Here is a 22,308-nt window from a genome sequence, read left to right as displayed (position 1 = left end):
ATCGTACGGGCAACCTTGCTGGAAATCTATATTTAACGTATAATCTATTATTACTACAATTTAGCAGAAAAATTCTGTACAATAATATACGAACGTACCTTTTTTGGGGGCCTGACGAGTGTGAAAACAAATAAAAAGTTTTTCATTAAAAGACTAGTTAAATTGAATAAAAAGCTGACCTACTGGATGGTCTTTCTTACTATCGGCTTGGTCATGTTTTTCTCCATGTACAGTAATGTCAAACCGGCTAAATTGGATGTGGAACAATTTTCGATTGCAAAGGAAACAATACGTTCTCCGATTACAATTGAGGATAAAGAACAAACTGAAAAAAAACGGAATGAAGTGGTTAGTCAAGTTAAACCACAATATGTGATGAAACAAGAATATGCGCAAAACCGTGTTGATTTGATTAGTTCCATCTTTGATTCAGCTATTGACTTGCAAAATGAACTGGTAAAAAAATCAGCGGCGACCGAAACTCCTGACAGTCCGGTAAGTGTACCGTCAGAAAATGAGCGATTGGAATGGCTAAAGGAAAAACTTACCAATACTGTAAACAATGATCTTTCGGAAACAACGCTTAAAGCTCTTGTAAACCATACAAAAACCGATTTATCAATAGCAAAAGACGCAGCGGTAACAGCAGTCAATAAAGTTATGACCGAACGAATTTCCGCAAATGAAGTGGAAAACGCAAAGAAAAAAGTGGAAGATCAAATTCGCTATATTTCATTGCCGCAAGATTTAAAAAATGCAACGATTGAGCTCGGCCGATATGCGATTATCCAAAATGAATTTTATGATCCGAAAGCCACGGAAGAATTAAAAAAACAGGCGAGTGAAAATGTTGAACCTGTACGGATTTTGCAGGGACAAATTATTGTGGAAGAAGGCCAATTAATTGATCAAGAAATTTACCGGCAACTTCAATTGCTCGGTCTATTGGATAATAATAATTCGCATCTGCCTTTTATCGGCTTACTTTTATTTGTTCTTATTCTTTTAGCAAGTATATTCTCCTATTTTCGGGGATATAAGCGGCAAGATCAAAATCAGCAAAAGGAATTACTAATTTTCGGTACCATATTGATTATTTCATTCATAATCATGAAAGGGATCAGTTTGATTCCGGTTGATAATGTTGATTTGGCCATCATTTTTCCGGCAGCCATGTGTTCAATGCTCATAAAAATACTGCTTAATGATCGTCTCGGTTTTATCGGTACGGTAATTTTAGCCGCAAGTGGTGCGATTATTTTTAATAGCCAAACATCCGGTCCTTTTCATTTAATCATTAGCCTGTACATTTTATTTAGCGGATTAAGTGGGCTATTCTTTTTAACAAATCAAAATCATCGCACAAAAATTTTTCAAGCAGGTCTGTTTGTAGCGCTCGTGAATATTGTTGTTATTGTTGCCATGCTCTTTATTCCAAATTCAAAGTTTTCCGGCATTCATTATTTGTTTTATGTAGTGATGGCAATTTTCTCCGGCGTCCTTTCGTCTGTATTAACGATCGGACTATTACCATTTTTTGAAGCAGGGTTTGGCATTTTATCAACGATGAAATTAATCGAACTATCGAATCCAAATCACCCTTTATTGAAAAAAATCTTAACGGTTGCCCCCGGTACCTATCATCATAGTGTAATGGTCGCAAATTTAGCGGAAGGTGCATGTGAAGCCATTGGAGCCAATGGGTTATTAGCAAGAGTGGCAAGCTACTACCATGATATCGGGAAAACGAAAAGACCAAGCTTTTTTATCGAAAATCAAATGAATATGAGCAACCCGCATGATCGATTGACACCGGAACAAAGTCGGGATATCATCATTACCCACACAACTGAAGGGGCTGAAATACTAAAAGCCCATCGAATGCCTAAAGAAATCGTTGATGTGGCAGTACAGCATCACGGAACAAGTTTTTTGAAATTTTTTTACCATAAAGCGAAAGAAATGGGGAAAGATGTAAGTGAAAATGATTTTCGCTATCCGGGCCCGAAACCGCAAACGAAAGAAATTGCTGTGATAAGCATCGCCGATAGTGTTGAAGCGGCAGTCCGTTCGATGGCGAATCCGACGATGGAAAAAATTGAACAGCTGGTAAAAAATATTATTAAAGATAAGTTAAATGACGGGCAATTGAGTGATTGCGACCTAACGTTTAAAGAACTGACGATTATTGAAAAAACATTGTTAGAAACTCTACATGGCATCTTCCATAATCGGATCGAATATCCGGAAATAAAAAATGAAAGGTGAAAAAAATGACATTAGAAATTGACTATATAGACGAAACAGGAGAATTAGCACCGGAACAAGTGCAACAAATATTACAGTTATTACAATTAGCGGCGAAACGGGAAGAAGTAACCGGAGACAGCGAGTTATCTTTAACTTTTGTCGATAATGAAAAGATTCATGAAATTAACCGGGAATATCGAGGAATCGATCGTCCGACTGATGTGATTTCCTTTGCTTTGGAGGAAAATACAGAAGGTGAAATGGAAATTATCGGACAAGATATGCCGCGTGTGTTAGGTGATATCATCATTTCCATACCAAGAGCAAAACAGCAAGCAGAGGAATATGGTCATTCGTTTATGAGAGAATTGGGTTTCCTTGCTGTTCACGGGTTTTTACACTTGTTGGGCTATGATCACGGAACAAAAGAAGAAGAGCAGCAAATGTTTTCGAGACAAGAAGAAATTCTCCAAGAGTTTGGATTAACCAGGTAGGGAAGGTTCTACCATGAGGAGATTCTTTTTATCTTTTCGCTATGCATTTGAAGGATTAATGACCGCTTTTAAACGTGAAAGAAATTTAAAAGTACATATGATTGCAGCTTTCCTTGTGATCGTTTTTGGCTTTGTCTTTCAGCTAACCATTTCTGAGTGGATGATTCTTATCCTAACTATAGCCGTTGTGATTATTGCTGAATTAATCAATACCGCTATTGAACGGACCGTCGATTTGGTGAGTCCGAAATATCATCCGCTGGCGAAAGAGGCAAAAGATATTGCTGCGGCTGCCTGTCTCATTTCCGCTGTAACAAGTGTGATTATTGGAATTTTGCTGTTTGGTTCCAAGCTTTATATCTTTTTCATTGATTAATTGAAATTTCCTTCTAAGGTATAGCCTTAAATGAGGCTAACTACAGATTTTTCTAACCAACAAACACGAAAGGCCGGATTTTTTCGTAAAATCTTTTTAAACGCTTAGTATTAATGCCTATAATTCGAAAATATAAAAGAGTTAGTCTATTCTACAAATTGACTATTAACAAATGGATATTTTTATAGTAAAATAAATTTAAGTCAGTAAGAAAGGATTCGACAGTGATGGATATTGAACAATTAATTGAAGAAGCAAAAGAAGCAAGAAAACAAGCATACGTCCCTTATTCCAAATTTGCCGTTGGAGCGGCGTTGCTGACGGAAAATGGTAAAGTATACCGAGGCTGTAATATTGAAAATGCAGCCTACAGTATGGCGAATTGTGCCGAAAGAACTGCATTTTTTAAAGCGATTTCAGAAGGTGAAAAAAACTTTAAATTGTTGGCTGTTGTTGCCGACACGGATCGGCCCTGCTCTCCTTGTGGTGCTTGCCGTCAAGTGATTTCAGAATTTTGTCCGCCCGATATGAAAGTTGTTTTAACCAATCTAAAGGGCGACTTGCTGGAAACAACCGTCAAAGAGTTATTACCGGGCGCATTTAACGCGGGGGATTTACATGAGTAACGGTGAAAAGACATACAAATCAGGTTTTATCACCATCATTGGTCGCCCCAACGTAGGAAAATCAACATTTTTAAACAAAGTAATCGGTCAAAAGATTGCTATAATGAGCGACAAGGCACAAACGACAAGAAATAAAATCCAAGGAGTTCTCACAACCGAAGAGGCGCAAATGATCTTTATCGATACACCTGGCATCCACAAACCGAAGCATCGTTTGGGGCAATTTATGATAAAAGTGGCGACAAACACATTGAATGAAGTAGATCTTATTTTATTTATGGTTAATGCTTCGGAAGGATTTGGTCGCGGTGAAGAATTTATTTTGGAGAAATTACAAGGGATTCAAACGAAAGTATTTTTAGTTATTAATAAAATTGATTTAGTTCATCCGGATGATTTAATCACCATCATTGACCGGTATAAAGACAAATTTCCATTTTCTGAAATCGTACCGATCTCTGCCCTCGAAGGAAATAATGTGGATCATCTACTTCATACGATCCAAAAATATTTGCCTGAAGGTCCACAATATTATCCGAGTGATCAAGTAACCGATCATCCCGAAAGATTTATTATTGCCGAGCTAATCAGGGAAAAAGTACTCCAATTAACTAGGGAAGAGATTCCACATTCGGTAGCGGTAATCATTGAAAAAATTGAAACGAGAGAAAACGGAACCGTCCATATTATGGCAGCCATAATTGTTGAAAGAGATTCCCAAAAAGGGATCATTATCGGGAAACAAGGGAGTATGCTCAAGGAAATCGGAAAGAGGGCGAGAACCGATATTGAAAATTTGCTCGGGTCAAAAGTGTTTTTGGAATTATGGGTGAAAGTTCAAAAAGACTGGCGGAATAAAGCGTCTCTCTTGAAAGAATTCGGTTATCGTGAAGATGAATATTAATGATTTTGTTGTCGCCAATGATTAAGAAAATGACAAAATCTGTAACTTATGATTTTTTTAAAGTAAGGAAAACATAACGATTAGGTTAAGGTCTTAGCTAGTTTAAAAATTTGAAAGGTGGGGATTTCCATGTTACATTTTACTTGGAAGGTTTTTACCCAAACAGGAAATATTGACACATATCTCCTTTACAAGGAATTATCAAAAGAAATGGAAGAAGCACCAGAAAATGATCTAGAACTAGCTGATGTTGATATTTCTGTGACCTGAAACCTTTACGTTAAAATCGGATGGTGACCTTCAATGCTTCAAAAAGTTGAAGGTATTGTTCTGCGCTCGATCGATTATGGAGAAACGAATAAAATATTGACCATTTATTCCCGTGAAATCGGAAAATTTGGCGCTGTGGCCAGAGGAGCGAAAAAACCAAACAGCCGGCTTGCCTCTGTGTCACAGCCTTTTACTTATGGGTATTTTCTTTGTTTCACCGGTCAAGGTTTAGGAACAATCCAACAAGGTGAAATCATTGAGATATTTCGCTCAATCACGAATGATTTGATCTCCACGGCTTATGCTTCATACATAGTTGAATTATTAGATAAAAGTACCGACGAGCGTAAGAACAACCCTTTTTTATTTGAATTGTTATATCAAACCTTGAAATATATAGACGAGGGATATGAACCTCAAATTATCAAAAATATTTTCGAGATAAAAATGCTGCCCGTTTTAGGGTTGCGTCCAAATTTTGACTGTTGCGCCATTTGTGGAAATCAGGACGGTCCATTTGTTTTTTCAATTAAAGAGGCCGGTATTTTATGTGAACATTGCCTGCATCATGATCCGCATCATTTAAAGGTTAACCAAGCGACCATCCGCTTATTACGACTGTTTTTTCATTTTGATCTTAATCGGTTAGGAACGATTAATGTAAAAGAATCTACAAAAAAGGAACTTGAGACATGTATATCCGCTTATTATGAAGAATATTCCGGTGTATATTTAAAAACGAAAAAGTTTTTACAACAGTTGGATAAACTTCAATAACTTTCATTGGTCAACAGTGAAAACAAATTAGCTGCTCAATCGGTGGATATTGACATGAATCATTTTTTTCGATATGATACGTTAAAAATATACTTTTTTATTGCTGTGAAGGAAAGGAGTACTTAATTACCTCTATAAGAGCGAACCTAGGATGGTGCAAGCTAGGTATAGAGCATTAAGGAAGGGCGTTCCTGAGCAATTTGTAATAAAGGTGGTCGGCAAAAATCCGGCAAATAGGGTGGAACCGCGGGAAAAACTCTCGTCCCTATGCTGTTCATTGGCATAGGGATGAGAGTTTTTTTGTTCGCATAAAAGCCAAGTTTAGCAGGAATAGGTCAAAAGATGTCATTTTTTGCAACAACAATAAAAAGAATCATCATTATTAAAAAGAGGTGTACACATGAATATCCAAAATATGATTTTAACCTTGCAAAAGCATTGGGCGGATCAAGGATGTATTTTAATGAATGCGTATGATGTGGAAAAGGGAGCCGGAACGATGAGTCCCTATACGTTTTTACGGGCAATCGGACCTGAACCTTGGCGAGTGGCTTATGTTGAACCGTCAAGAAGACCGGCAGACGGCAGATATGGGGAAAACCCAAATCGTTTATATCAACACCATCAGTTCCAAGTCATTATGAAACCATCCCCGGAACATATCCAGGAAATTTACTTAGACTCTCTACGTGCTTTAGGGATTGATCCATTGGAACATGATATCCGCTTTGTAGAAGATAACTGGGAAAATCCATCATTGGGTTGTGCGGGACTCGGTTGGGAAGTTTGGCTTGACGGGATGGAAATTACGCAATTTACGTATTTCCAACAAGTGGGCGGTTTGGAATGTAAACCGGTCTCCGTGGAAATTACTTATGGTATTGAACGACTGGCTTCCTATATTCAAGACAAAGAAAATGTTTTTGATCTCGAATGGACGGAAGGTTTTACCGTACGTGATATTTTTGGGCAGCCGGAATATGAGCATTCTAAATATGCATTTGAAACATCCGATGTCGATATGCTTTTCCATTTGTTCAATATCTATGAAAAAGAAGCGATTCGTCAAATGGATGAGGGACTTGTCCATCCGGCATACGACTATGTTTTAAAATGTTCACATACATTTAATTTACTTGATGCAAAAGGGGCCATTTCCGTAACAGAACGGACCGGTTATATTGCTCGTTGCCGAAATTTAGCCAGAAAAGTGGCACAAACATTTTATGAAGAACGTGAAAAACTAGGGTTCCCAATTTTGAAAAACGGAAAGGGGAATGAACATGAATAAATCGGATTTATTACTGGAAATCGGTCTTGAAGAGATACCTGCCCGGTTTGTATTAGATGCCGCCAATCAACTTGCGGATCGGGTGCGAGAACTACTAACGGAACAACATATCGGTTTTGGAAAGATCCATGTTTATTCAACACCAAGAAGACTTGCTGTTCTCGTGGAAGAAGTCAATGAAAAGCAAGATGACTTACATGAAGAAGTGAAAGGACCTGCGAAAAAAATCGCTCTTGATGAAAACGGCAATTGGACAAAGGCTGCTGCAGGTTTTACTAGAGGGCAAGGGAAAACCGTGGATGATATTTATTTTAAAGAAATCGACGGTACTGAATATGTCCATGTTGCTAAACATATTCAAGGTCGCAATACCATGGATGTATTGATAAACTTAAAAGAAGTGATTACCGGTTTATCATTTCCAAAAAACATGAGATGGGCAGATTTTGATCTTCGCTATATTCGACCGATTCGCTGGATTATTGCTTTATACGGCAGTCAAATACTCCCAATCGAAATTACGAATGTGAAAGCAAGCAACAAAACATATGGACATCGTTTCCTCGGTCAGGAAATCGTTATCCGTGAACCGAAAGAATATAAAACAGCATTGCTCGCCCAACATGTGATGGTCGATTACGAAGAAAGGAAAGCGATGATTCTAGAACAAATTCATCAATTAGAAAATGAAAAGAATTGGCATGTCCCAATCGATCCCGATTTATTAGATGAAGTTAGCAACCTTGTTGAATATCCTACTGTGTTATTTGGTTCTTTTGAAAAGGAATATTTGCAACTACCGGAAGAAGTATTAATTACTACGATGAAAGAGCATCAGCGGTACTTCCCGGTAAAAGATGAAAGCGGCCGTTTATTAAATTATTTTATTACAGTTAGAAATGGAGACGCCAATCATCTTGACAATGTACGAAGAGGGAATGAAAAGGTGATTCGTGCCAGGCTTCAAGATGCTGTTTTCTTTTATGAAGAAGATCAAAAATTATCCATTAATGATGCGATTAATAAATTGGAAAAGGTCGTTTATCATGATCAAATCGGAACATACAAAGAAAAATTACAGCGGATCAAATCTTTATCACAATATATCTTGCAACAACTACCTGTAAGTAAGGAGATGCAAGAACATACATTGCGTGCAGCGGAAATTTGTAAATTTGACCTTGTGACGCAAATGGTGGACGAATTCCCGGAACTTCAGGGGATTATGGGAGAAAAATACGCTGTGATTCATGGTGAAAATCCATTAGTTGCCAAAGCGATTAATGAACACTATATGCCAAAAAATGCAGACGGCGAACTTCCTGAAACAGAAGCGGGTGCTGTCGTCAGTATTGCCGATAAATTGGATACGATTGCTTCCATCTTTTCCATCGGGTTAATTCCAAGCGGTTCTCAAGATCCGTATAGTTTAAGAAGACAAGCGACGGGTGTTGTCCAAATTTTGGCTAATAAAGGTTGGAACATTGACTTCACTGCTTTATTAAAAGAAAGTATTAAACAAACAGTCAAATTTTCAAAACGGAATGAACAAGAAGTTTTTGCGGATATGTTTTCTTTCTTCCAACTACGGTTTAAACATTTGTTGGCAGAGAAAGGAATTCGTTATGATATTGTTGATGCGGTTCTTGAAGCACCGATTCGAGATGTAAAATCACTTATTGAAAAAGCCGCCATCCTTGATCACAAAAAAGAGGAAGCCGGTTTTAAAGAAAATGTTGAAGCGCTCAGTCGGGTAATTAATATTACAAAAAAATTTGAGGAAGCGATCGAAATTGACCCGGGACTGTTTGAAAATGAGACGGAAAGTCAATTGTATGAAGCCTATCAACAAATGAAAAGCCAATTGTATGAAACAGATCCGGAACAATATTATCAACTGCTGGTTCGTTTAAAAAATCCAATCAATCAGTTTTTTGATCAAACAATGGTTATGGTCGATGCAGAACAAATTCGCAACAATCGCTTGTCCTTATTAAAAAGTCTTTCAAATCTAATTGGTGGATTCGCCCAATTTTCAATGATTATTGTAAAATAATAATTACAACATATAATTGGTAAACTTTCTTAAAATAGATATGTCTAATTTGTCTGTTTTGGAAAATAGTATATAATTAACTAGAGAATCATATGTTATTTTTGGCTTAGTCGGGTGGTGAGTAAAATAGAACTAAGTAAACGGCAAGAAAAAATTATTGAAATCGTTAAAGAAAATGGTCCGATAACAGGTGAACATATTGCAGATAAATTAAACTTAACACGTGCAACCTTGCGTCCGGATTTAGCCATCCTGACCATGGCCGGATTTTTGGATGCAAGGCCGCGTGTCGGCTATTTTTATACCGGCAAAAGCAGTACACAATTACTGTCAGAAAGCATAAAAAAAATAAAGGTAAATGATTTCAAATCGATCCCGGTTGTAGTTAATGAAAATGTGACCGTCTATGACGCAATCGTAACGATGTTTCTAGAAGACGTAGGCACGCTATTTGTTGTTGATAATGATAATTTGTTAGTTGGTGCCTTATCAAGAAAAGACTGTTTACGAGCAAGCATCGGCAAACAAGATTTAAACACGGTTCCTGTCCATATAATTATGACGCGCATGCCGAATATTACGATGTGTAAGGGTGATGATTTACTTATCCATGTTGCAGAAAAATTAATTGAAAAACAAATTGATGCGATACCAATTGTAAGAGAGCGGGACAATGGTTATGAAGTAGTTGGAAGAATTACAAAATCCAATATCACAAAAGCATTTGTCTCCCTTTTTAATGAGGATTAATTAAGGAGATGATACTCAAATGACGAGACCTCCGATATATGTAGTATCGGATTCAGTAGGAGAGACGGTTGAACTCGTAACGAAAGCAGCGATCAGCCAATTCAACGGGGCGGGCGTGGATTTGCAAAGAATTCCTTATGTTGAGGACTTTACCACCATTGATGAGGTAATATCGCTTGCCAAATTAAATCAAGGTATTATTGTTTTTACATTGGTGAAACCGGAAATGCGCAAATATTTATCACAACATGCGAAAAGTGAAAATATTTTTGCCTTTGATGTTTTAGGACCTTTAATTGATAAATTTGAAAAAATGTCAGGAGTCACGCCAAAATACGAACCTGGCCTTGTCAGAAAATTAGATGAAGATTACTTTAAAAAGATCGAAGCAATCGAATTTGCGGTAAAGTACGATGATGGAAAAGACCCAAACGGAATCTTAAAAGCAGATATTGTATTGATCGGCGTTTCCAGAACATCGAAAACACCACTGTCCCAATTTCTTGCCTTAAAGCGATTCAAAGTGGCTAATGTTCCAATTGTTCCCGAGGTAGAACCACCGGAAGAGCTCTTCGAAATTGACAAGAGAAAATGCATCGGTTTAAAAATTAGTCCCGACCAATTAAACTATATACGAAAAGAAAGACTTATTGCTTTAGGGTTAGATGAAAGGGCGAATTATGCGAGAATGGAAAGAATTAAGGAAGAATTAGCTTATTTTGAAAAGATTACCGATCGAATCGGCTGTTATCTGGTTGATGTAACGAATAAAGCGGTTGAAGAAACGGCGAATTTGATTGTCAATTATTATAAAAAAAATATAGGTAATAAGTAAGGAACGGGGTAGTCCCCACTCATTGATATATCCATCAGTGACAAAAGTGGGACACCTCTATTTTTTTGCTTAAGCTGTTTTCGTAAATTTTGAATAAAAACCAGTCTTTGGTCAAAATCACAAATAATGGAATGGAAAAAAATATTTATTTATACTATAATAAAAAATTGTACGGAAAATTCGCGAATAGAGGTTTAGACTTTGGGTTTTAAGAATAAACTTAGTAGTGATGAAAGTCAAGAAAATCGTTTAAAAATTTTTCGACACGAATTTTTCAAACATAAAAAGGAAATTATGTCATTCCTATGAAATTTGTCTTTTTAAGAAGGAATTTGTGGAGGAATGTAGAATTTCTAAATATAGGCTATATACTGGTTAGCTCCCGACAAGGATTTAGAGGGAATTTTACGCGAAACATGCTTAAATATAGAAAATCAAAATATGGTACTTTGAGCATAATTTTTTATAAAAAAATGGGAATTTGAATGCTCATATTAAATTTTAATGTTGTAAACGTAAAAATCGAAATAAGATTTTTGTCGATTTTTGCAGGATTAATAAAAAATGAATCGAATACTTATAATGGGTGGAGATGTTCTCATGGCAGAACGTATTCCAAATGAAATAGTGAAACAAATTAGCCAATCTGTTGATATAGTGGAAGTCATCAGTAATTTTGTTCATTTAAAAAAACAGGGCCGCAATTACTTCGGGCTTTGTCCGTTTCACAATGAAAAATCTCCTTCTTTTTCCGTATCACCTGATAAGCAAATATATCATTGTTTCGGTTGCGGTGCGGGAGGAAATGTTTTTTCTTTCTTGATGGATATAGAAGGCCTCTCTTTTCAAGAAGCAGCAATCAAATTAGCCGGGATGGCAAATATTCCTTTACATATAAATGTATCCCAAAGTAAAACGCCGGGCACCAATACCTATGATAAAATGATCGAAGCCCATGAGTTATTAAGACAATTTTATCACCATTTATTGGTAAATACTAACAAGGGTCAGGAAGCGTTGGAATATTTGACTAGACGGAACTTTACCCGCGAGATGATTGATCATTTTCAAATTGGCTATTGTTTAAATGAATGGGATACAAGCTTGAAATTTTTAAAATCACGGGGATTTTCAGAAGAACTTCTTGAAAAGGCCGGACTTATTATTAAAAGTGAGTCCAACCATCAATATTTTGACCGATTTCGGGGAAGAATTATTTTCCCCATCTTTGATATGAAAGGAAATACAGTTGCATTTTCCGGTCGTGTAATGCATAAAGGGGAGCCGAAATATTTAAACAGCCCGGAAACGCCTATTTTTCACAAGGGAAAGACATTATACAATTTCTATCAAGCCCGATCATCCATACGAAAAAAACAATCATTGGTCATTTTTGAAGGCTTTGCTGATTGTATTGCTGCATATGGAGCCGGAGTTGATAATGGAATCGGGGCGATGGGAACCGCTTTGACGGAAGAACATGTTCATATGATTAAACGAAATGCCGAACGTGTCATTTTATGTTTTGATTCTGATTCGGCAGGTCAAAGTGCAACGTTGAAAGCAGGTGAACTACTCCAGAAGGCAGGTTGTACCGTTCAAGTAGCAATGATACCGGAGGCAAAAGATCCTGATGAGTATATTCTTACACATGGTTCCGACGCATTTATTAATAAAGTAATTGGGACAAGTTTAACCTTTATGGCATTTAAAATGAAGTATTACCAAACAGGAAAAAATCTCAAGAATGAAGGAGATCGCCTTGCTTATATCGAACAAGTATTAGGAGATATAGCAACGATGGATAATGCCATAGAAAGGGATGTTTATTTACGTCAATTAGCAGATGAATTTTCTCTATCGTTAGATGCTTTGAAACAGCAAGAAAGACAGCTATACTATATGCATAAAAAAGGGTTGAAAAAACAAGAACAACAAAATCGAGTCCCCGTTTCCATCATGTCTCAAAAGCCTGCGCGAAAAGCTTTCGAAAATGCGGAACGAATATTAATTGCTCATATGTTAAAAAGTGTCACATTTACACAGCGTGTGCAAAAAGCCTTGCAAGACATCCCGTTTAATTTGGATGATCATCAAGCGATTGTCACATATTTATATGGATTTTATGAGGAAGGGAATGAGCCTGATTTAACTCAATTTTTAAATTTCCTTAATGATCAACATTTAAAGAAACTTGTTGCAGAGATTGGGATGATCTCTATAGCTGAAGAAGTAACCGATAGAGAATTTCAAGATTATATCAAGCATGTAGTTAATCAACATAAATGGTTAAAAATAAAAGAGAAAGAAAGAGAAAGCATCGAGGCAGAACGTCAACATGATGTAAAAAGAGCTGCAGAAATTGCTAATGAAATCATTCAATTAAGAAAATCGCTTTAATTGTTGGAAGGAGGGGAACATATGACTGAGAAGTCAGCACGTTCCAATGAAGATTCTGAACTCACAATCGATCAAGTGAAAGACCAATTAATTGAGTTAGGTAAAAAAAGAGGTAGTCTCTCTTACGATACAATCGCTCAAAATTTAGCTCAATTTGAGTTAGATGCAGAACATATGGATGAGTTTTACGATCAATTGTCTGAACAGGGCATTCAATTAATAGAAGATCATGAAGAAGATATCGAACAACCGGATGAAGAGGATCTGGAAAATGAAGAGGAATTTGATTTAAATGATTTGAGTGTTCCTCCCGGTGTCAAAATTAATGATCCTGTTCGAATGTACTTGAAGGAAATCGGTCGTGTTGATCTATTAACCCCTGAAGAAGAAATCGAACTAGCTGAAAGGATTGCCCAAGGAGATGAGGAGGCAAAAAGAAGGCTCGCTGAGGCAAATTTACGACTTGTTGTAAGTATTGCCAAACGTTATGTAGGCCGTGGAATGCTTTTCCTTGACTTAATCCAAGAAGGGAATATGGGCTTAATCAAGGCTGTTGAAAAATTTGATTATACAAAAGGATTTAAATTTAGCACGTATGCAACGTGGTGGATACGTCAAGCGATTACCAGAGCCATTGCAGACCAAGCGCGAACCATTCGTATTCCGGTTCATATGGTTGAAACAATAAATAAATTAATTCGTGTCCAACGGCAATTATTGCAAGATTTAGGCCGGGAACCAACACCGGAAGAAATAGCTGAAGAAATGGATTTAACGCCTGAAAAAGTAAGGGAAATCTTAAAGATTGCTCAAGAACCTGTATCTTTAGAAACTCCAATCGGTGAAGAAGACGATTCCCATTTAGGCGACTTTATTGAAGATCAGGAGGCGACATCTCCTTCTGACCATGCAGCCTACGAAATGTTAAAAGAACAATTGGAAGACGTCTTAGATACATTAACAGATCGTGAAGAAAATGTATTACGTCTCCGTTTTGGTCTTGACGATGGACGTACACGTACTTTAGAAGAAGTCGGCAAAGTCTTTGGTGTCACCCGTGAACGGATTCGCCAAATTGAGGCGAAAGCTTTACGGAAATTGCGACATCCAAGCCGTAGTAAACGATTAAAAGATTTCCTGGAATAAAATTACCTTTGATTGGTTTGTCTAAGAAAGGCAAACCAATTTTGTTGTACGTAAATGGAGACCGGATAATAAGGTAAAATGTCCTTAAAAAATTGTTGCAAGAAAATACAGGCAAGATAGTTGTGCTTAAGTGTCCTTAATGTTTTTGTACGTTAATATAGGCCAGATAATAAGGTAAAACGTTCTTAAATTTTTATAAGTAAATATAAGACCAGATAATAAGTTAAGCGTTCTTAAAAGTTTTTTGGCACATAAGCGTCATACACCGAAAAAGCCATGATCTACAGATGAGCGACACAGCATGAATCGCCACAAATCTCGCCAAACGAATGAATTTTCATTTCGTATTCGCTTTCACACTATTTGACATCTATTTTATAAAAAATGAAATGAATTTGCAAATGGCTATTGTAAATTTTTTTGTCCATGATGATTTAAAGGTGATAGAGTTTCCTTTCATTTTGTCAAGTAGTGAAAACAGTTAAATTTTGTCCAAATTGTGAAAACTACAGCTCTTTCGTATTAACCACTTCCCCTTTACAGCTTTTTCAAGTAAAATAAGAATAGTTTGCAAATGTTATCATGAGTATTTGGGCAAAGGGGAGAAAAGGATGAAACGCAATGCAATATTTCCTTATCTATTAATCATGGTTTTAGGTATCGGGCTTATGGTAGCACTTTCAATTATTGGGGTGAATGACAGTAAAGAAGCAGAGGGAAAAGATTCTGAAAAGGGGAATGTCGCCCAAGCCGCAACACCGGAAGAAATTTATCAAAAATCATGTTTCACTTGCCATGGCCAAAATTACGAAGGTGCAATGGGTCCTGAGCTGAAGGGTGTTGACGAGCGTTTATCAAAAGATGAAATTAAAGAAGTTTTGCAAAATGGTCGGGGGGCAATGCCGAAAGGGTTAGTTCCAGCCGAAAGTCTCGATGCCATGGCCGATTGGCTTATGTCACTTGAATAGTATAAGAAAAGGGCTTCCAAATAAAGTCACTTAACTGATGAACAGTGGAACATTCACTTGATTCATTTAGGAAAGTGACAGTGGGGAGTCCTTTTCTTTGATTGAAAAACTTTTTGTTTTCCTGTAATTTAATAGATAGTGGAAAGAATGGAAAGTTTGGTGAGTTTTGTTTTATGATAAAATTAGCTGAAAGACTTAAGGAAATAACCACTTACATACCAAAGGACAGCATTCTGGCTGATATTGGTTCTGATCATGCTTACTTGCCAATCTATTGTGTGAAAAACAAAATTGTGAAAAAGGCGATTGCCGGAGAAGTAGCGGATGGTCCATTGTTAGCGGCAAAATCAAGTGTAAAAGCATATCAATTTGAACAATTCATTGATGTCCGGAAAGGTGATGGTCTGGCGGTTTTAAAGGAAACAGATTCGGTAGATTGCATAACCATTGCCGGAATGGGCGGAGCATTGATTTCTTCCATTTTGGATAACGGGAAGGAAAAACTACATCAAGTTAGCCGGCTAATTTTGCAACCGAATTTGGCAGCCGATCAGATTCGATTGTGGTTGCTCAATCATAACTGGAAATTAGTTAAGGAAAAAATTTTAGAAGAAGATGGTCATATTTATGAAATTTTAGTTGCTGAGCAAGGAGACAGTGAAGCTCCTTATTGCAATGATGAGGATAAAGAAAAGCAAGTTTTTTTTGGTCCGTTTCTTATAAAAGAGAAAAATCACGTTTTTTATAAAAAATGGAAACGGGAGTATAATGAATGGTTGCGAGTCTTGGAAGAACTTGATAAAGCAAAAGAAACTGTAGCAATTATCAGGAAGAAATCAGAGTTGAAAAAATATATCCAGTGGTATAAGGAGGTTTTTCCGGATGAAAATACCGAACGGGCATGAAGTCATCCAGTTATTTGAACAATTTGCTCCAAAAGAACTCGCTATGGAAGGAGATAAAATAGGCTTATTGGTAGGCTCGCTTAATCAGCCGGTAAAAAATGTTTTAGTTGCGCTCGATGTTGTGGAAGATGTTGTTGATGAAGCGATTGATAAAGACGCCCAGCTGATCATCAGTCATCACCCGTTAATTTATCATCCTTTAAAAACAATCCGGACAGAAGAGTCGTATGGAAGAATTATTTCAAAATTATTGAAACACGATATTGCCGTCTATGCTGCCCATACCAATTTAGATGTCACCTTTGGCGGGGTTAATGACCTGTTGGCAGACAAACTGGGTTTGCTGGAAACGGAAGTACTTGTACCTACATATGAAATGCCTTTAAAAAAATTAGTTGTCTATGCCCCTCAAGAGGCGGCAGACAACATTCGGGAAGCACTTGGCAATGCCGGGGCAGGATTTATCGGAAACTACAGTCACTGTACATTTTCAAGTCAAGGTACCGGTCGCTTTTTACCGGGAGAAAACACCAATCCGTATATTGGTTCAATTGGAGAATTAGAAGCTGTTGCTGAAGAGAGAATCGAAACTATTTTTCCGCAAAACCTTGAAAGAAAAGTACTAAAGGCTATGCTTCAAGTTCATCCATACGAAGAACCGGCTTACGATATCTATCCGCTTGATATGAAAGGGCAGGTGTACGGCTTAGGAAGAATCGGTTATTTGTCAAAAGAAGTAACTTTAGAAGAATTCGCTGCTTTTGTAAAAGAGGCACTGGATGTAACGGGCGTCAGGGTGGTCGGAAATCTGTCCGACACAATTAAAAGGGTTGCTATACTTGGTGGAGATGGCGGCAAATATTATAAAACGGCCATCCGTAAAGGGGCGGATGTGTTTATTACCGGTGATATGTATTATCATACTGCGATCGACGCAAAATTGGACGGTTTACATATTATTGATCCCGGTCATAATGTGGAAAAGGTTATGAAACGAGGGGTTGCAAAAAAAATGATGGAACTTTGCCGGGAGAAAAAATTCCAAGTAAACTTCATTCCATCGCTTGTCCATACGGATCCATTTCTATTTTTGTAACCTGGCAAACATTAAAAAGGAACCACTTGTTGTTTTTAAATAGACGAATTATCGGTCCTGCCCTTTAGAAAATATAATCAGGATCAAGAAGACAGGAATAAACTATACGGATACATGAGCGGAATGAAAGCTTTAGAAAGTATAATCGGTAAAACATCAAAAAAGGACTTCACTGTGATAGGAAGTCCTTCATTACTATTTTACAGCTTTTACTTTTGGCAAAATTTTCGATAGCGGAACTTTTCTTTCCCGAATCCAAGTAGTTTCATCTTCCGGATCAAATTGTTCCAAAAAGTGAATAACTTCTTTTGTAATCGGTGTTGGAGTAGACGCACCGGAAGTAACAGCAACCCTTTTTGCGTTCCTGATCCAATCAATTTCAATTTCCGTAACATCCGCTACCCGATAAGATTTCGTACCGGCAATCTCTTCCGAAACTTGGGCTAACCGGTTTGAATTATTGCTCTTCGGGTCACCGACAACAATTAATACGTCAGCATCACCCGCTTGTTTAGCGACAGCTTCTTGTCTAACTTGGGTAGCTTGGCAGATTTCATTATGTATTTCCGCCTGTGGAAACTTTTTAAGACAATATTCCATTAAATCCTTAACATCCCAACTGCTCATCGTCGTTTGATTTGTAATGATAATTTTATCATTTTTTATATCCAGTTGATCGATATCACCGGTGTTTGAAACTAAATGGACCAGACCCGGTGCGACCCCGATCGCCCCCTCCGGCTCAGGATGACCCTTCTTACCGATATAAATGACCTCATACCCCTGTTTCGTTTTTTCTTCAATGATAACATGGGTTTTTGTAACATCCGGGCAAGTCGCATCGATGGTGACCAGTCCTTTTTCTTTGGCAAGTTGGCGAATTTCAGGTGACACCCCATGAGCAGTGAAAATCACGGTCCCTTGATCAACTTTTTCCAATATTTCTTTTCGATTTTTCCCGTCTAATGTGATAATCCCTTCTTCTTTAAATGCTTCAGTCACATTTTCGTTATGGACAAGCATACCAAGAATATAAATCGGTCTTGGTAAATTTTTATCTAAAGCGGCATTGCGAGCGATAACCATGGCATCAACAACACCGTAACAATAACCGCGGGGGGATACTTTAATGACTTCCATATTTTATCGTTCCTCCTCGTAAACTAAAAAACTATAGGTATATTATAACGAACTGGTGTTGATAACTCAAAGTATTGTTCTTTTTTATACGTTAAGAAAGTATAAATTTCCAGCAAAGAAGTGAATTCGACGTAGTGGGAAATTTTAAGAATTAAGTATAAGTGCAACTACGGCTTTGCCATCGCCTAAAGGCTCGGCAGTCGCCGAGTTTTCTTTAAAAATATGGAGAAAAGCAGTGATGTGAATGTGATTATCAGTTATCAACACATGAATTGTTCATCCACCATCATCTGCCTGAAAAATTAAATATATAGCTTAGGTACAGAACTTTTGAATTGTAAAGGTTGTTTCTTTTTGTTACGCTTAGCCTTTTTTGCCGCTTGTTCCGATTCGACGATCTTTTTTTCACTATCGATCTTTTCATTTTCTCCTAATGATTGTTTCGATGCTTCTTTCAATAATATCTTTTTTTCTTCTTCAATACCGTCATCGTTATTTTCGTTTTCTTCAGGCTCCAAATCGTCCTTATTCCTTTCAACTATCTCATCTTCCAAGTCAGTTTCCGTGTTCTCCTCATTATCATTATCTTGGTCACTGCTGTTTTGCAGGCTGCGATATAATTTCCAAAGAGCAGGTAAATTTTTGACTAATGGTCCGTATTGTTGAACCATTGAACCGATTTGTTGCCCTGTACGTAACACCTGTTGCGTCTGTCCTAAAAAATTAGATATCGATTCCGGGTTTAGGAAGCTTCGTATCCCGGTCTGCTCTTGATAACCTACTCCTCTGCCAAACAGAAATGGATTAACAGGTTGCTGTGGTATTGACTCGATCCCACTTTTTCCCTTGAAAAGTCGTGAAAGGAAACCGACTCGTTTCGGTTGCTCAAATCTAGCTTGTTGCATCTGAAAGGGTCGCGGCCTACCAATATTTCTTGGCATACCCCCGTACATCCCTCTTGGCCTCGGAGAAGGAGTGAAAAAGCGATAAGGATTTGGTGGCGGTACTTGCTGAAATCGCGGTGGCATAGATGAATCCTCCTCATACACTCAATTTACTCTCCTATTACAATATGCAAAGGCAAAGTGCTTCGTTAGTGTAGAAAAAAATTCATAAGTAGAGTTATTTACCTTTTTTTTGTATAATACTAAGATGGATAATAATTAAGTATGTCAGATTAAGGAGTTTTTATATGGAAAAAACGAATTTTACAAGGTTTTCATTAAAACCGTTTTTATATGAAGGACTGGAAAACATGGGTTTTTACGATCCAACCGATATTCAAGAACGGGTGATTCCTAAAGCGTTAAAAGGTCTGTCCTTGGTTGGCCAATCCCAAACCGGAACCGGGAAAACACATGCATTTCTCTTGCCGATACTGACAAAACTGAATCCGTCAGTTCAATCGGTCCAAGCCGTGATTACTGCACCAACCCGGGAATTGGCTCACCAAATATATCACGAGGTCTTGAAATTAACAAAATATTGCCCGAAAGACGAAGAAATTACAGCAAAATTATTTGTTGGCGGGACAGATAAAGCCCGGGTAATTGAAAAATTGAAAGTACAACCGCATATCGTTATCGGTACACCTGGGCGAATTTATGACTTGGTGAAAGAACAGGCATTATTCGTTCATACCGCAACTATGATGGTTGTCGATGAAGCTGATTTAATGTTGGATCTCGGCTTTTTAGAAGATGTGGACCGGATTGCAGGAGCGATGCCTGAACAGTTACAAATGTTTGTCTTTTCGGCAACGATTCCGGAAAACTTAAAACCTTTTCTGAAAAAATATATGGAAAATCCTGAGTTTGTTCATGTTGAACTGAAACAGAGAACTGCGAAAAATATTGAACATATTTTGCTTCCTTTGCGACACCGTGACAAATTCCATTTCCTAAAAAATTTGATGGAGATCATTCATCCGTATTTAGCGATTATTTTTGTAAATACGAAAGCCAGAGCTGATGAACTTGCTAATCTATTGGCCGAAAACGGTGTGAAAGTCGGTTTAATTCATGGAAATCTCACCCCAAGGGAACGGAAAAAGATGATGTCGCAAATCCGTAATTTGGAGTATCAGTATATTGTTGCGACAGATTTGGCATCACGGGGGATTGATATTGAAGGGGTCAGCCACGTTTTTCATTACGAGTTACCTAAGGACTTGAATTTTTATATTCATCGTTCGGGACGGACCGGTCGGGGAGCGTACTCGGGTGTTTCATATATCCTTTTTGATGAGCAGGATAACGAAAAAATTAGTAAATTGGAAAACATGGGTATTACCTTTACTTATATGGATATAGTGGCGGGAGAGTTGAAAGAAAATGACGACCGGAATCAGCGAAAAAATCGGAAAAGAAAACCGCAGGAAGTAGATATCCAAGTAAAACGGGCGATAAAAAAACCGAAAAAAGTAAAACCGGGTTACAAGAAGAAACAGAAAGAGTTACTCGAAAAAGAGAAAAAAAGACAATTAAAGAAACTTGGGCGACCGCGTCATTAGTCAACTTGTGACGGCAGTTTAATGAAAACTTTTTTATTTTCGAATCGCTACCTTAGTACGCGGATTATCAATCTTAAATTTCTTAACTTATAAAAAAATATAATTATCCTGGGAATAAGAAAGGAAGAGGAGAAATGTTAAAAATCGGTTCTCATGTATCGATGAGCGGGAATGATATGTTGTTGGCTGCCAGTCGGGAAGCGGTATCCTATGGTTCCACAACCTTCATGATCTATACCGGCGCCCCGCAAAATACAAGACGAAAAAAAATTGAAGAATTGAATATTGAACAAGGTCGAGCGCATATGGAGGAAAACGGCATTGATGAGATTGTCGTTCATGCCCCGTATATTATTAATATCGGAAATACCACAAAACCACAAACATTTCGGTTAGGCGTGGATTTTCTTCAATCAGAAATAGAGCGGACAGAAGCGATTGGTGCAAAACAAATCGTTCTTCATCCGGGAGCCCATGTTGGAGCCGGAGAGGATGCAGGCATTGCCAAAATTATTGAAGGATTAAATGAAGTCCTTACCCATGATTCACCTGTTCAAATTGCTTTAGAAACGATGGCAGGGAAAGGTTCAGAAGTTGGCAAAACGTTTGATGAATTGGCAAAAATTATTGACGGAGTAACCAATAATGATCGGTTATCCGTTTGTTTCGATACTTGCCATACAAGTGATGCCGGCTATAATGTAAAAGAGGATTTCGACGGTGTATTGAATGAATTCGATAAAATTATCGGTATTGATCGGATAAAAGTTCTACATATTAATGACAGTAAGAATCCGATGGGAGCAAGAAAAGACCGACATGAAAATATTGGATTTGGCTATATTGGATTTAAAGCACTAAATTATATCGTTCATCATCCACAATTAGAAGATATTCCGAAAATATTAGAAACACCTTATGTCGGAACAGATAAAAACAATAAAAAACCACCTTACAAATATGAAATTGAAATGTTCCGGAATCAAACATTCAGTGAAAATTTGCTTGAGCGGATTATTAATGAAGCTTAAAAAAACGGGTGTTCTAAGGGTTAACTAAGTGTAAACCCTTGGAACACCTGTTTTATAAAAACAAGTACCTGTCGATTCGCTTTCGGTACAGATAATTTACTGCTCGCTCATTCATGTGGGATAAAAGATCATTACTTAGTCAGCATAATGAAAAGTTGATTTACCTTTTTGGCTGTTTGTGGCCCGCAAACTTTTGCGATTTCTTTAATGACTTTTGTACGGTCATTATCATTGAAAATATCGATGTTTTTGCCCCGTAAATATTTGGCGATTAGTTCAGCTTGATCTAAACTTACATCAATATTAAATTGTTTTCCGTATTTCACTAATTCTTTCCCGGTAATCCCATTAATTTTCATATTAATAATATTCTCGAGAAACTTCATTCCATCTCCTCCCAACATAATGTATGAAGCTTAATCGAAAAAGTTCCATAGATTTTTTCAATAACAACACAAATGAAGAAAAACTTTACATTTTC

At 37.4% G+C, this 22,308-nt stretch carries 21 protein-coding genes and 1 other annotated feature; of the genes, 18 read left to right on the top strand and 3 right to left on the bottom strand.

The genetic code is table 11. The annotated features are described in order from the left end of the window. The first annotated feature begins 186 nt into the window (after positions 1 to 186). The 16 genes from NSQ14_RS11540 (at position 187) to NSQ14_RS11465 (ending at position 17,144) form a co-directional block, all read left to right on the top strand. Entirely contained in the window at positions 187 to 2,268 is a 2,082-nt protein-coding gene (locus NSQ14_RS11540) for an HD family phosphohydrolase (protein WP_235819453.1), read from the top strand. A gap of 5 nt (positions 2,269 to 2,273) precedes the next feature. Further along, the gene (gene ybeY / locus NSQ14_RS11535; protein ID WP_034771132.1) at positions 2,274 to 2,744 is read left to right on the top strand and encodes an rRNA maturation RNase YbeY; all 471 of its coding nucleotides are present in this window, start codon (positions 2,274 to 2,276) and stop codon (positions 2,742 to 2,744) included. 13 nt (positions 2,745 to 2,757) lie between these two features. Then, a complete protein-coding gene (locus tag NSQ14_RS11530) occupies positions 2,758 to 3,120 on the top strand; it encodes a diacylglycerol kinase family protein (protein ID WP_034771130.1) in 363 nt (120 codons plus the stop codon). 227 nt (positions 3,121 to 3,347) lie between these two features. After that, the gene (locus NSQ14_RS11525; RefSeq protein ID WP_034771128.1) at positions 3,348 to 3,746 is read left to right on the top strand and encodes a cytidine deaminase; all 399 of its coding nucleotides are present in this window, start codon (positions 3,348 to 3,350) and stop codon (positions 3,744 to 3,746) included. After that, on the top strand, positions 3,739 to 4,650 hold the full coding sequence (gene era, locus NSQ14_RS11520; RefSeq protein WP_034771125.1) for a GTPase Era: 912 nt from the start codon (positions 3,739 to 3,741) through the stop codon (positions 4,648 to 4,650). Before NSQ14_RS11525 ends, era begins: the two co-directional genes overlap by 8 nt. A 129-nt stretch (positions 4,651 to 4,779) precedes the next feature. Further along, positions 4,780 to 4,920: a YqzL family protein gene (locus tag NSQ14_RS11515; RefSeq protein ID WP_072012691.1), complete on the top strand. Its 141-nt coding sequence runs from the start codon at positions 4,780 to 4,782 to the stop codon at positions 4,918 to 4,920. 33 nt (positions 4,921 to 4,953) lie between these two features. After that, positions 4,954 to 5,697: a DNA repair protein RecO gene (gene recO / locus NSQ14_RS11510; protein ID WP_034771123.1), complete on the top strand. Its 744-nt coding sequence runs from the start codon at positions 4,954 to 4,956 to the stop codon at positions 5,695 to 5,697. 96 nt (positions 5,698 to 5,793) lie between these two features. Further along, positions 5,794 to 5,967: a binding site (T-box leader), on the top strand. 130 nt (positions 5,968 to 6,097) lie between these two features. Next, positions 6,098 to 6,988 carry a glycine--tRNA ligase subunit alpha gene (gene glyQ / locus NSQ14_RS11505; protein WP_034771120.1) on the top strand — a complete coding sequence of 297 codons (891 nt, stop codon included), beginning with the start codon at positions 6,098 to 6,100 and terminating at the stop codon, positions 6,986 to 6,988. Next, a complete protein-coding gene (gene glyS / locus NSQ14_RS11500) occupies positions 6,981 to 9,044 on the top strand; it encodes a glycine--tRNA ligase subunit beta (RefSeq protein WP_034771117.1) in 2,064 nt (687 codons plus the stop codon). Before glyQ ends, glyS begins: the two co-directional genes overlap by 8 nt. 114 nt (positions 9,045 to 9,158) lie before the next feature. Continuing rightward, positions 9,159 to 9,794: a helix-turn-helix transcriptional regulator gene (locus tag NSQ14_RS11495; RefSeq protein ID WP_034771115.1), complete on the top strand. Its 636-nt coding sequence runs from the start codon at positions 9,159 to 9,161 to the stop codon at positions 9,792 to 9,794. Between the two features lie 19 nt (positions 9,795 to 9,813). Then, on the top strand, positions 9,814 to 10,629 hold the full coding sequence (locus NSQ14_RS11490; RefSeq protein WP_034771113.1) for a pyruvate, water dikinase regulatory protein: 816 nt from the start codon (positions 9,814 to 9,816) through the stop codon (positions 10,627 to 10,629). A 600-nt stretch (positions 10,630 to 11,229) separates the two neighbouring features. Further along, a complete protein-coding gene (gene dnaG / locus NSQ14_RS11485; protein WP_034771111.1) occupies positions 11,230 to 13,029 on the top strand; it encodes a DNA primase in 1,800 nt (599 codons plus the stop codon). Positions 13,030 to 13,050: 21 nt separating this feature from the next. After that, on the top strand, positions 13,051 to 14,175 hold the full coding sequence (rpoD, locus tag NSQ14_RS11480; protein WP_034771108.1) for an RNA polymerase sigma factor RpoD: 1,125 nt from the start codon (positions 13,051 to 13,053) through the stop codon (positions 14,173 to 14,175). 611 nt (positions 14,176 to 14,786) lie between these two features. Next, on the top strand, positions 14,787 to 15,143 hold the full coding sequence (gene cccA / locus NSQ14_RS11475; RefSeq protein ID WP_034771099.1) for a cytochrome c550: 357 nt from the start codon (positions 14,787 to 14,789) through the stop codon (positions 15,141 to 15,143). A gap of 173 nt (positions 15,144 to 15,316) precedes the next feature. Then, a complete protein-coding gene (locus NSQ14_RS11470) occupies positions 15,317 to 16,048 on the top strand; it encodes a tRNA (adenine(22)-N(1))-methyltransferase (protein WP_034771096.1) in 732 nt (243 codons plus the stop codon). Then, positions 16,026 to 17,144, top strand: coding sequence for a Nif3-like dinuclear metal center hexameric protein (locus tag NSQ14_RS11465; RefSeq protein ID WP_034771094.1), 1,119 nt, complete (start codon positions 16,026 to 16,028; stop codon positions 17,142 to 17,144). The genes NSQ14_RS11470 and NSQ14_RS11465 overlap by 23 nt, the downstream gene beginning before the upstream one ends. Before the next feature lie 195 nt (positions 17,145 to 17,339). On the opposite strand, the gene NSQ14_RS11460 is transcribed toward NSQ14_RS11465, so the two are convergent. Further along, on the bottom strand, positions 17,340 to 18,284 hold the full coding sequence (locus tag NSQ14_RS11460; RefSeq protein WP_034771091.1) for a 4-hydroxy-3-methylbut-2-enyl diphosphate reductase: 945 nt from the start codon (positions 18,282 to 18,284) through the stop codon (positions 17,340 to 17,342). 302 nt (positions 18,285 to 18,586) lie between these two features. Continuing rightward, the gene (vrrA, locus tag NSQ14_RS11455) at positions 18,587 to 19,312 is read right to left on the bottom strand and encodes a VrrA/YqfQ family protein (protein ID WP_051989103.1); all 726 of its coding nucleotides are present in this window, start codon (positions 19,310 to 19,312) and stop codon (positions 18,587 to 18,589) included. A gap of 164 nt (positions 19,313 to 19,476) precedes the next feature. Between vrrA and NSQ14_RS11450 the strand changes: the two genes are divergently transcribed. Further along, positions 19,477 to 20,796, top strand: a complete 1,320-nt coding sequence (locus NSQ14_RS11450; RefSeq protein WP_346216348.1) for a DEAD/DEAH box helicase — start codon at positions 19,477 to 19,479, stop codon at positions 20,794 to 20,796. A 134-nt stretch (positions 20,797 to 20,930) separates the two neighbouring features. Continuing rightward, the gene (locus NSQ14_RS11445) at positions 20,931 to 21,827 is read left to right on the top strand and encodes a deoxyribonuclease IV (RefSeq protein ID WP_034771086.1); all 897 of its coding nucleotides are present in this window, start codon (positions 20,931 to 20,933) and stop codon (positions 21,825 to 21,827) included. Positions 21,828 to 21,958: 131 nt separating this feature from the next. On the opposite strand, the gene NSQ14_RS11440 is transcribed toward NSQ14_RS11445, so the two are convergent. Continuing rightward, positions 21,959 to 22,213: a DUF2624 domain-containing protein gene (locus NSQ14_RS11440; RefSeq protein WP_034771084.1), complete on the bottom strand. Its 255-nt coding sequence runs from the start codon at positions 22,211 to 22,213 to the stop codon at positions 21,959 to 21,961. Between the last annotated feature and the right edge of the window lie 95 nt (positions 22,214 to 22,308).

Source organism: Caldifermentibacillus hisashii (assembly GCF_039654145.1).
GTDB classification, from domain to species: domain Bacteria; phylum Bacillota; class Bacilli; order Bacillales; family Caldibacillaceae; genus Caldifermentibacillus; species Caldifermentibacillus hisashii.
Note: the sequence above shows the minus strand (reverse complement) of the source record. Positions and strands in the feature narration are given on the sequence as shown.

What these genes read in the sequence shown, in the direction of transcription:
- NSQ14_RS11540 (WP_235819453.1), top strand. Translation starts at nt 187, where the DNA reads ATGGTCTTTCTTACTATCGGCTTGGTCATGTTTTTCTCCATGTACAGT.
- ybeY (WP_034771132.1), top strand. Translation starts at nt 2,274, where the DNA reads ATGACATTAGAAATTGACTATATAGACGAAACAGGAGAATTAGCACCG.
- NSQ14_RS11530 (WP_034771130.1), top strand. Translation starts at nt 2,758, where the DNA reads ATGAGGAGATTCTTTTTATCTTTTCGCTATGCATTTGAAGGATTAATG.
- NSQ14_RS11525 (WP_034771128.1), top strand. Translation starts at nt 3,348, where the DNA reads ATGGATATTGAACAATTAATTGAAGAAGCAAAAGAAGCAAGAAAACAA.
- era (WP_034771125.1), top strand. Translation starts at nt 3,739, where the DNA reads ATGAGTAACGGTGAAAAGACATACAAATCAGGTTTTATCACCATCATT.
- NSQ14_RS11515 (WP_072012691.1), top strand. Translation starts at nt 4,780, where the DNA reads ATGTTACATTTTACTTGGAAGGTTTTTACCCAAACAGGAAATATTGAC.
- recO (WP_034771123.1), top strand. Translation starts at nt 4,954, where the DNA reads ATGCTTCAAAAAGTTGAAGGTATTGTTCTGCGCTCGATCGATTATGGA.
- glyQ (WP_034771120.1), top strand. Translation starts at nt 6,098, where the DNA reads ATGAATATCCAAAATATGATTTTAACCTTGCAAAAGCATTGGGCGGAT.
- glyS (WP_034771117.1), top strand. Translation starts at nt 6,981, where the DNA reads ATGAATAAATCGGATTTATTACTGGAAATCGGTCTTGAAGAGATACCT.
- NSQ14_RS11490 (WP_034771113.1), top strand. Translation starts at nt 9,814, where the DNA reads ATGACGAGACCTCCGATATATGTAGTATCGGATTCAGTAGGAGAGACG.
- dnaG (WP_034771111.1), top strand. Translation starts at nt 11,230, where the DNA reads ATGGCAGAACGTATTCCAAATGAAATAGTGAAACAAATTAGCCAATCT.
- rpoD (WP_034771108.1), top strand. Translation starts at nt 13,051, where the DNA reads ATGACTGAGAAGTCAGCACGTTCCAATGAAGATTCTGAACTCACAATC.
- cccA (WP_034771099.1), top strand. Translation starts at nt 14,787, where the DNA reads ATGAAACGCAATGCAATATTTCCTTATCTATTAATCATGGTTTTAGGT.
- NSQ14_RS11470 (WP_034771096.1), top strand. Translation starts at nt 15,317, where the DNA reads ATGATAAAATTAGCTGAAAGACTTAAGGAAATAACCACTTACATACCA.
- NSQ14_RS11465 (WP_034771094.1), top strand. Translation starts at nt 16,026, where the DNA reads ATGAAAATACCGAACGGGCATGAAGTCATCCAGTTATTTGAACAATTT.
- NSQ14_RS11460 (WP_034771091.1), bottom strand. Translation starts at nt 18,284, where the DNA reads ATGGAAGTCATTAAAGTATCCCCCCGCGGTTATTGTTACGGTGTTGTT.
- vrrA (WP_051989103.1), bottom strand. Translation starts at nt 19,312, where the DNA reads ATGCCACCGCGATTTCAGCAAGTACCGCCACCAAATCCTTATCGCTTT.
- NSQ14_RS11450 (WP_346216348.1), top strand. Translation starts at nt 19,477, where the DNA reads ATGGAAAAAACGAATTTTACAAGGTTTTCATTAAAACCGTTTTTATAT.
- NSQ14_RS11445 (WP_034771086.1), top strand. Translation starts at nt 20,931, where the DNA reads ATGTTAAAAATCGGTTCTCATGTATCGATGAGCGGGAATGATATGTTG.
- NSQ14_RS11440 (WP_034771084.1), bottom strand. Translation starts at nt 22,213, where the DNA reads ATGAAGTTTCTCGAGAATATTATTAATATGAAAATTAATGGGATTACC.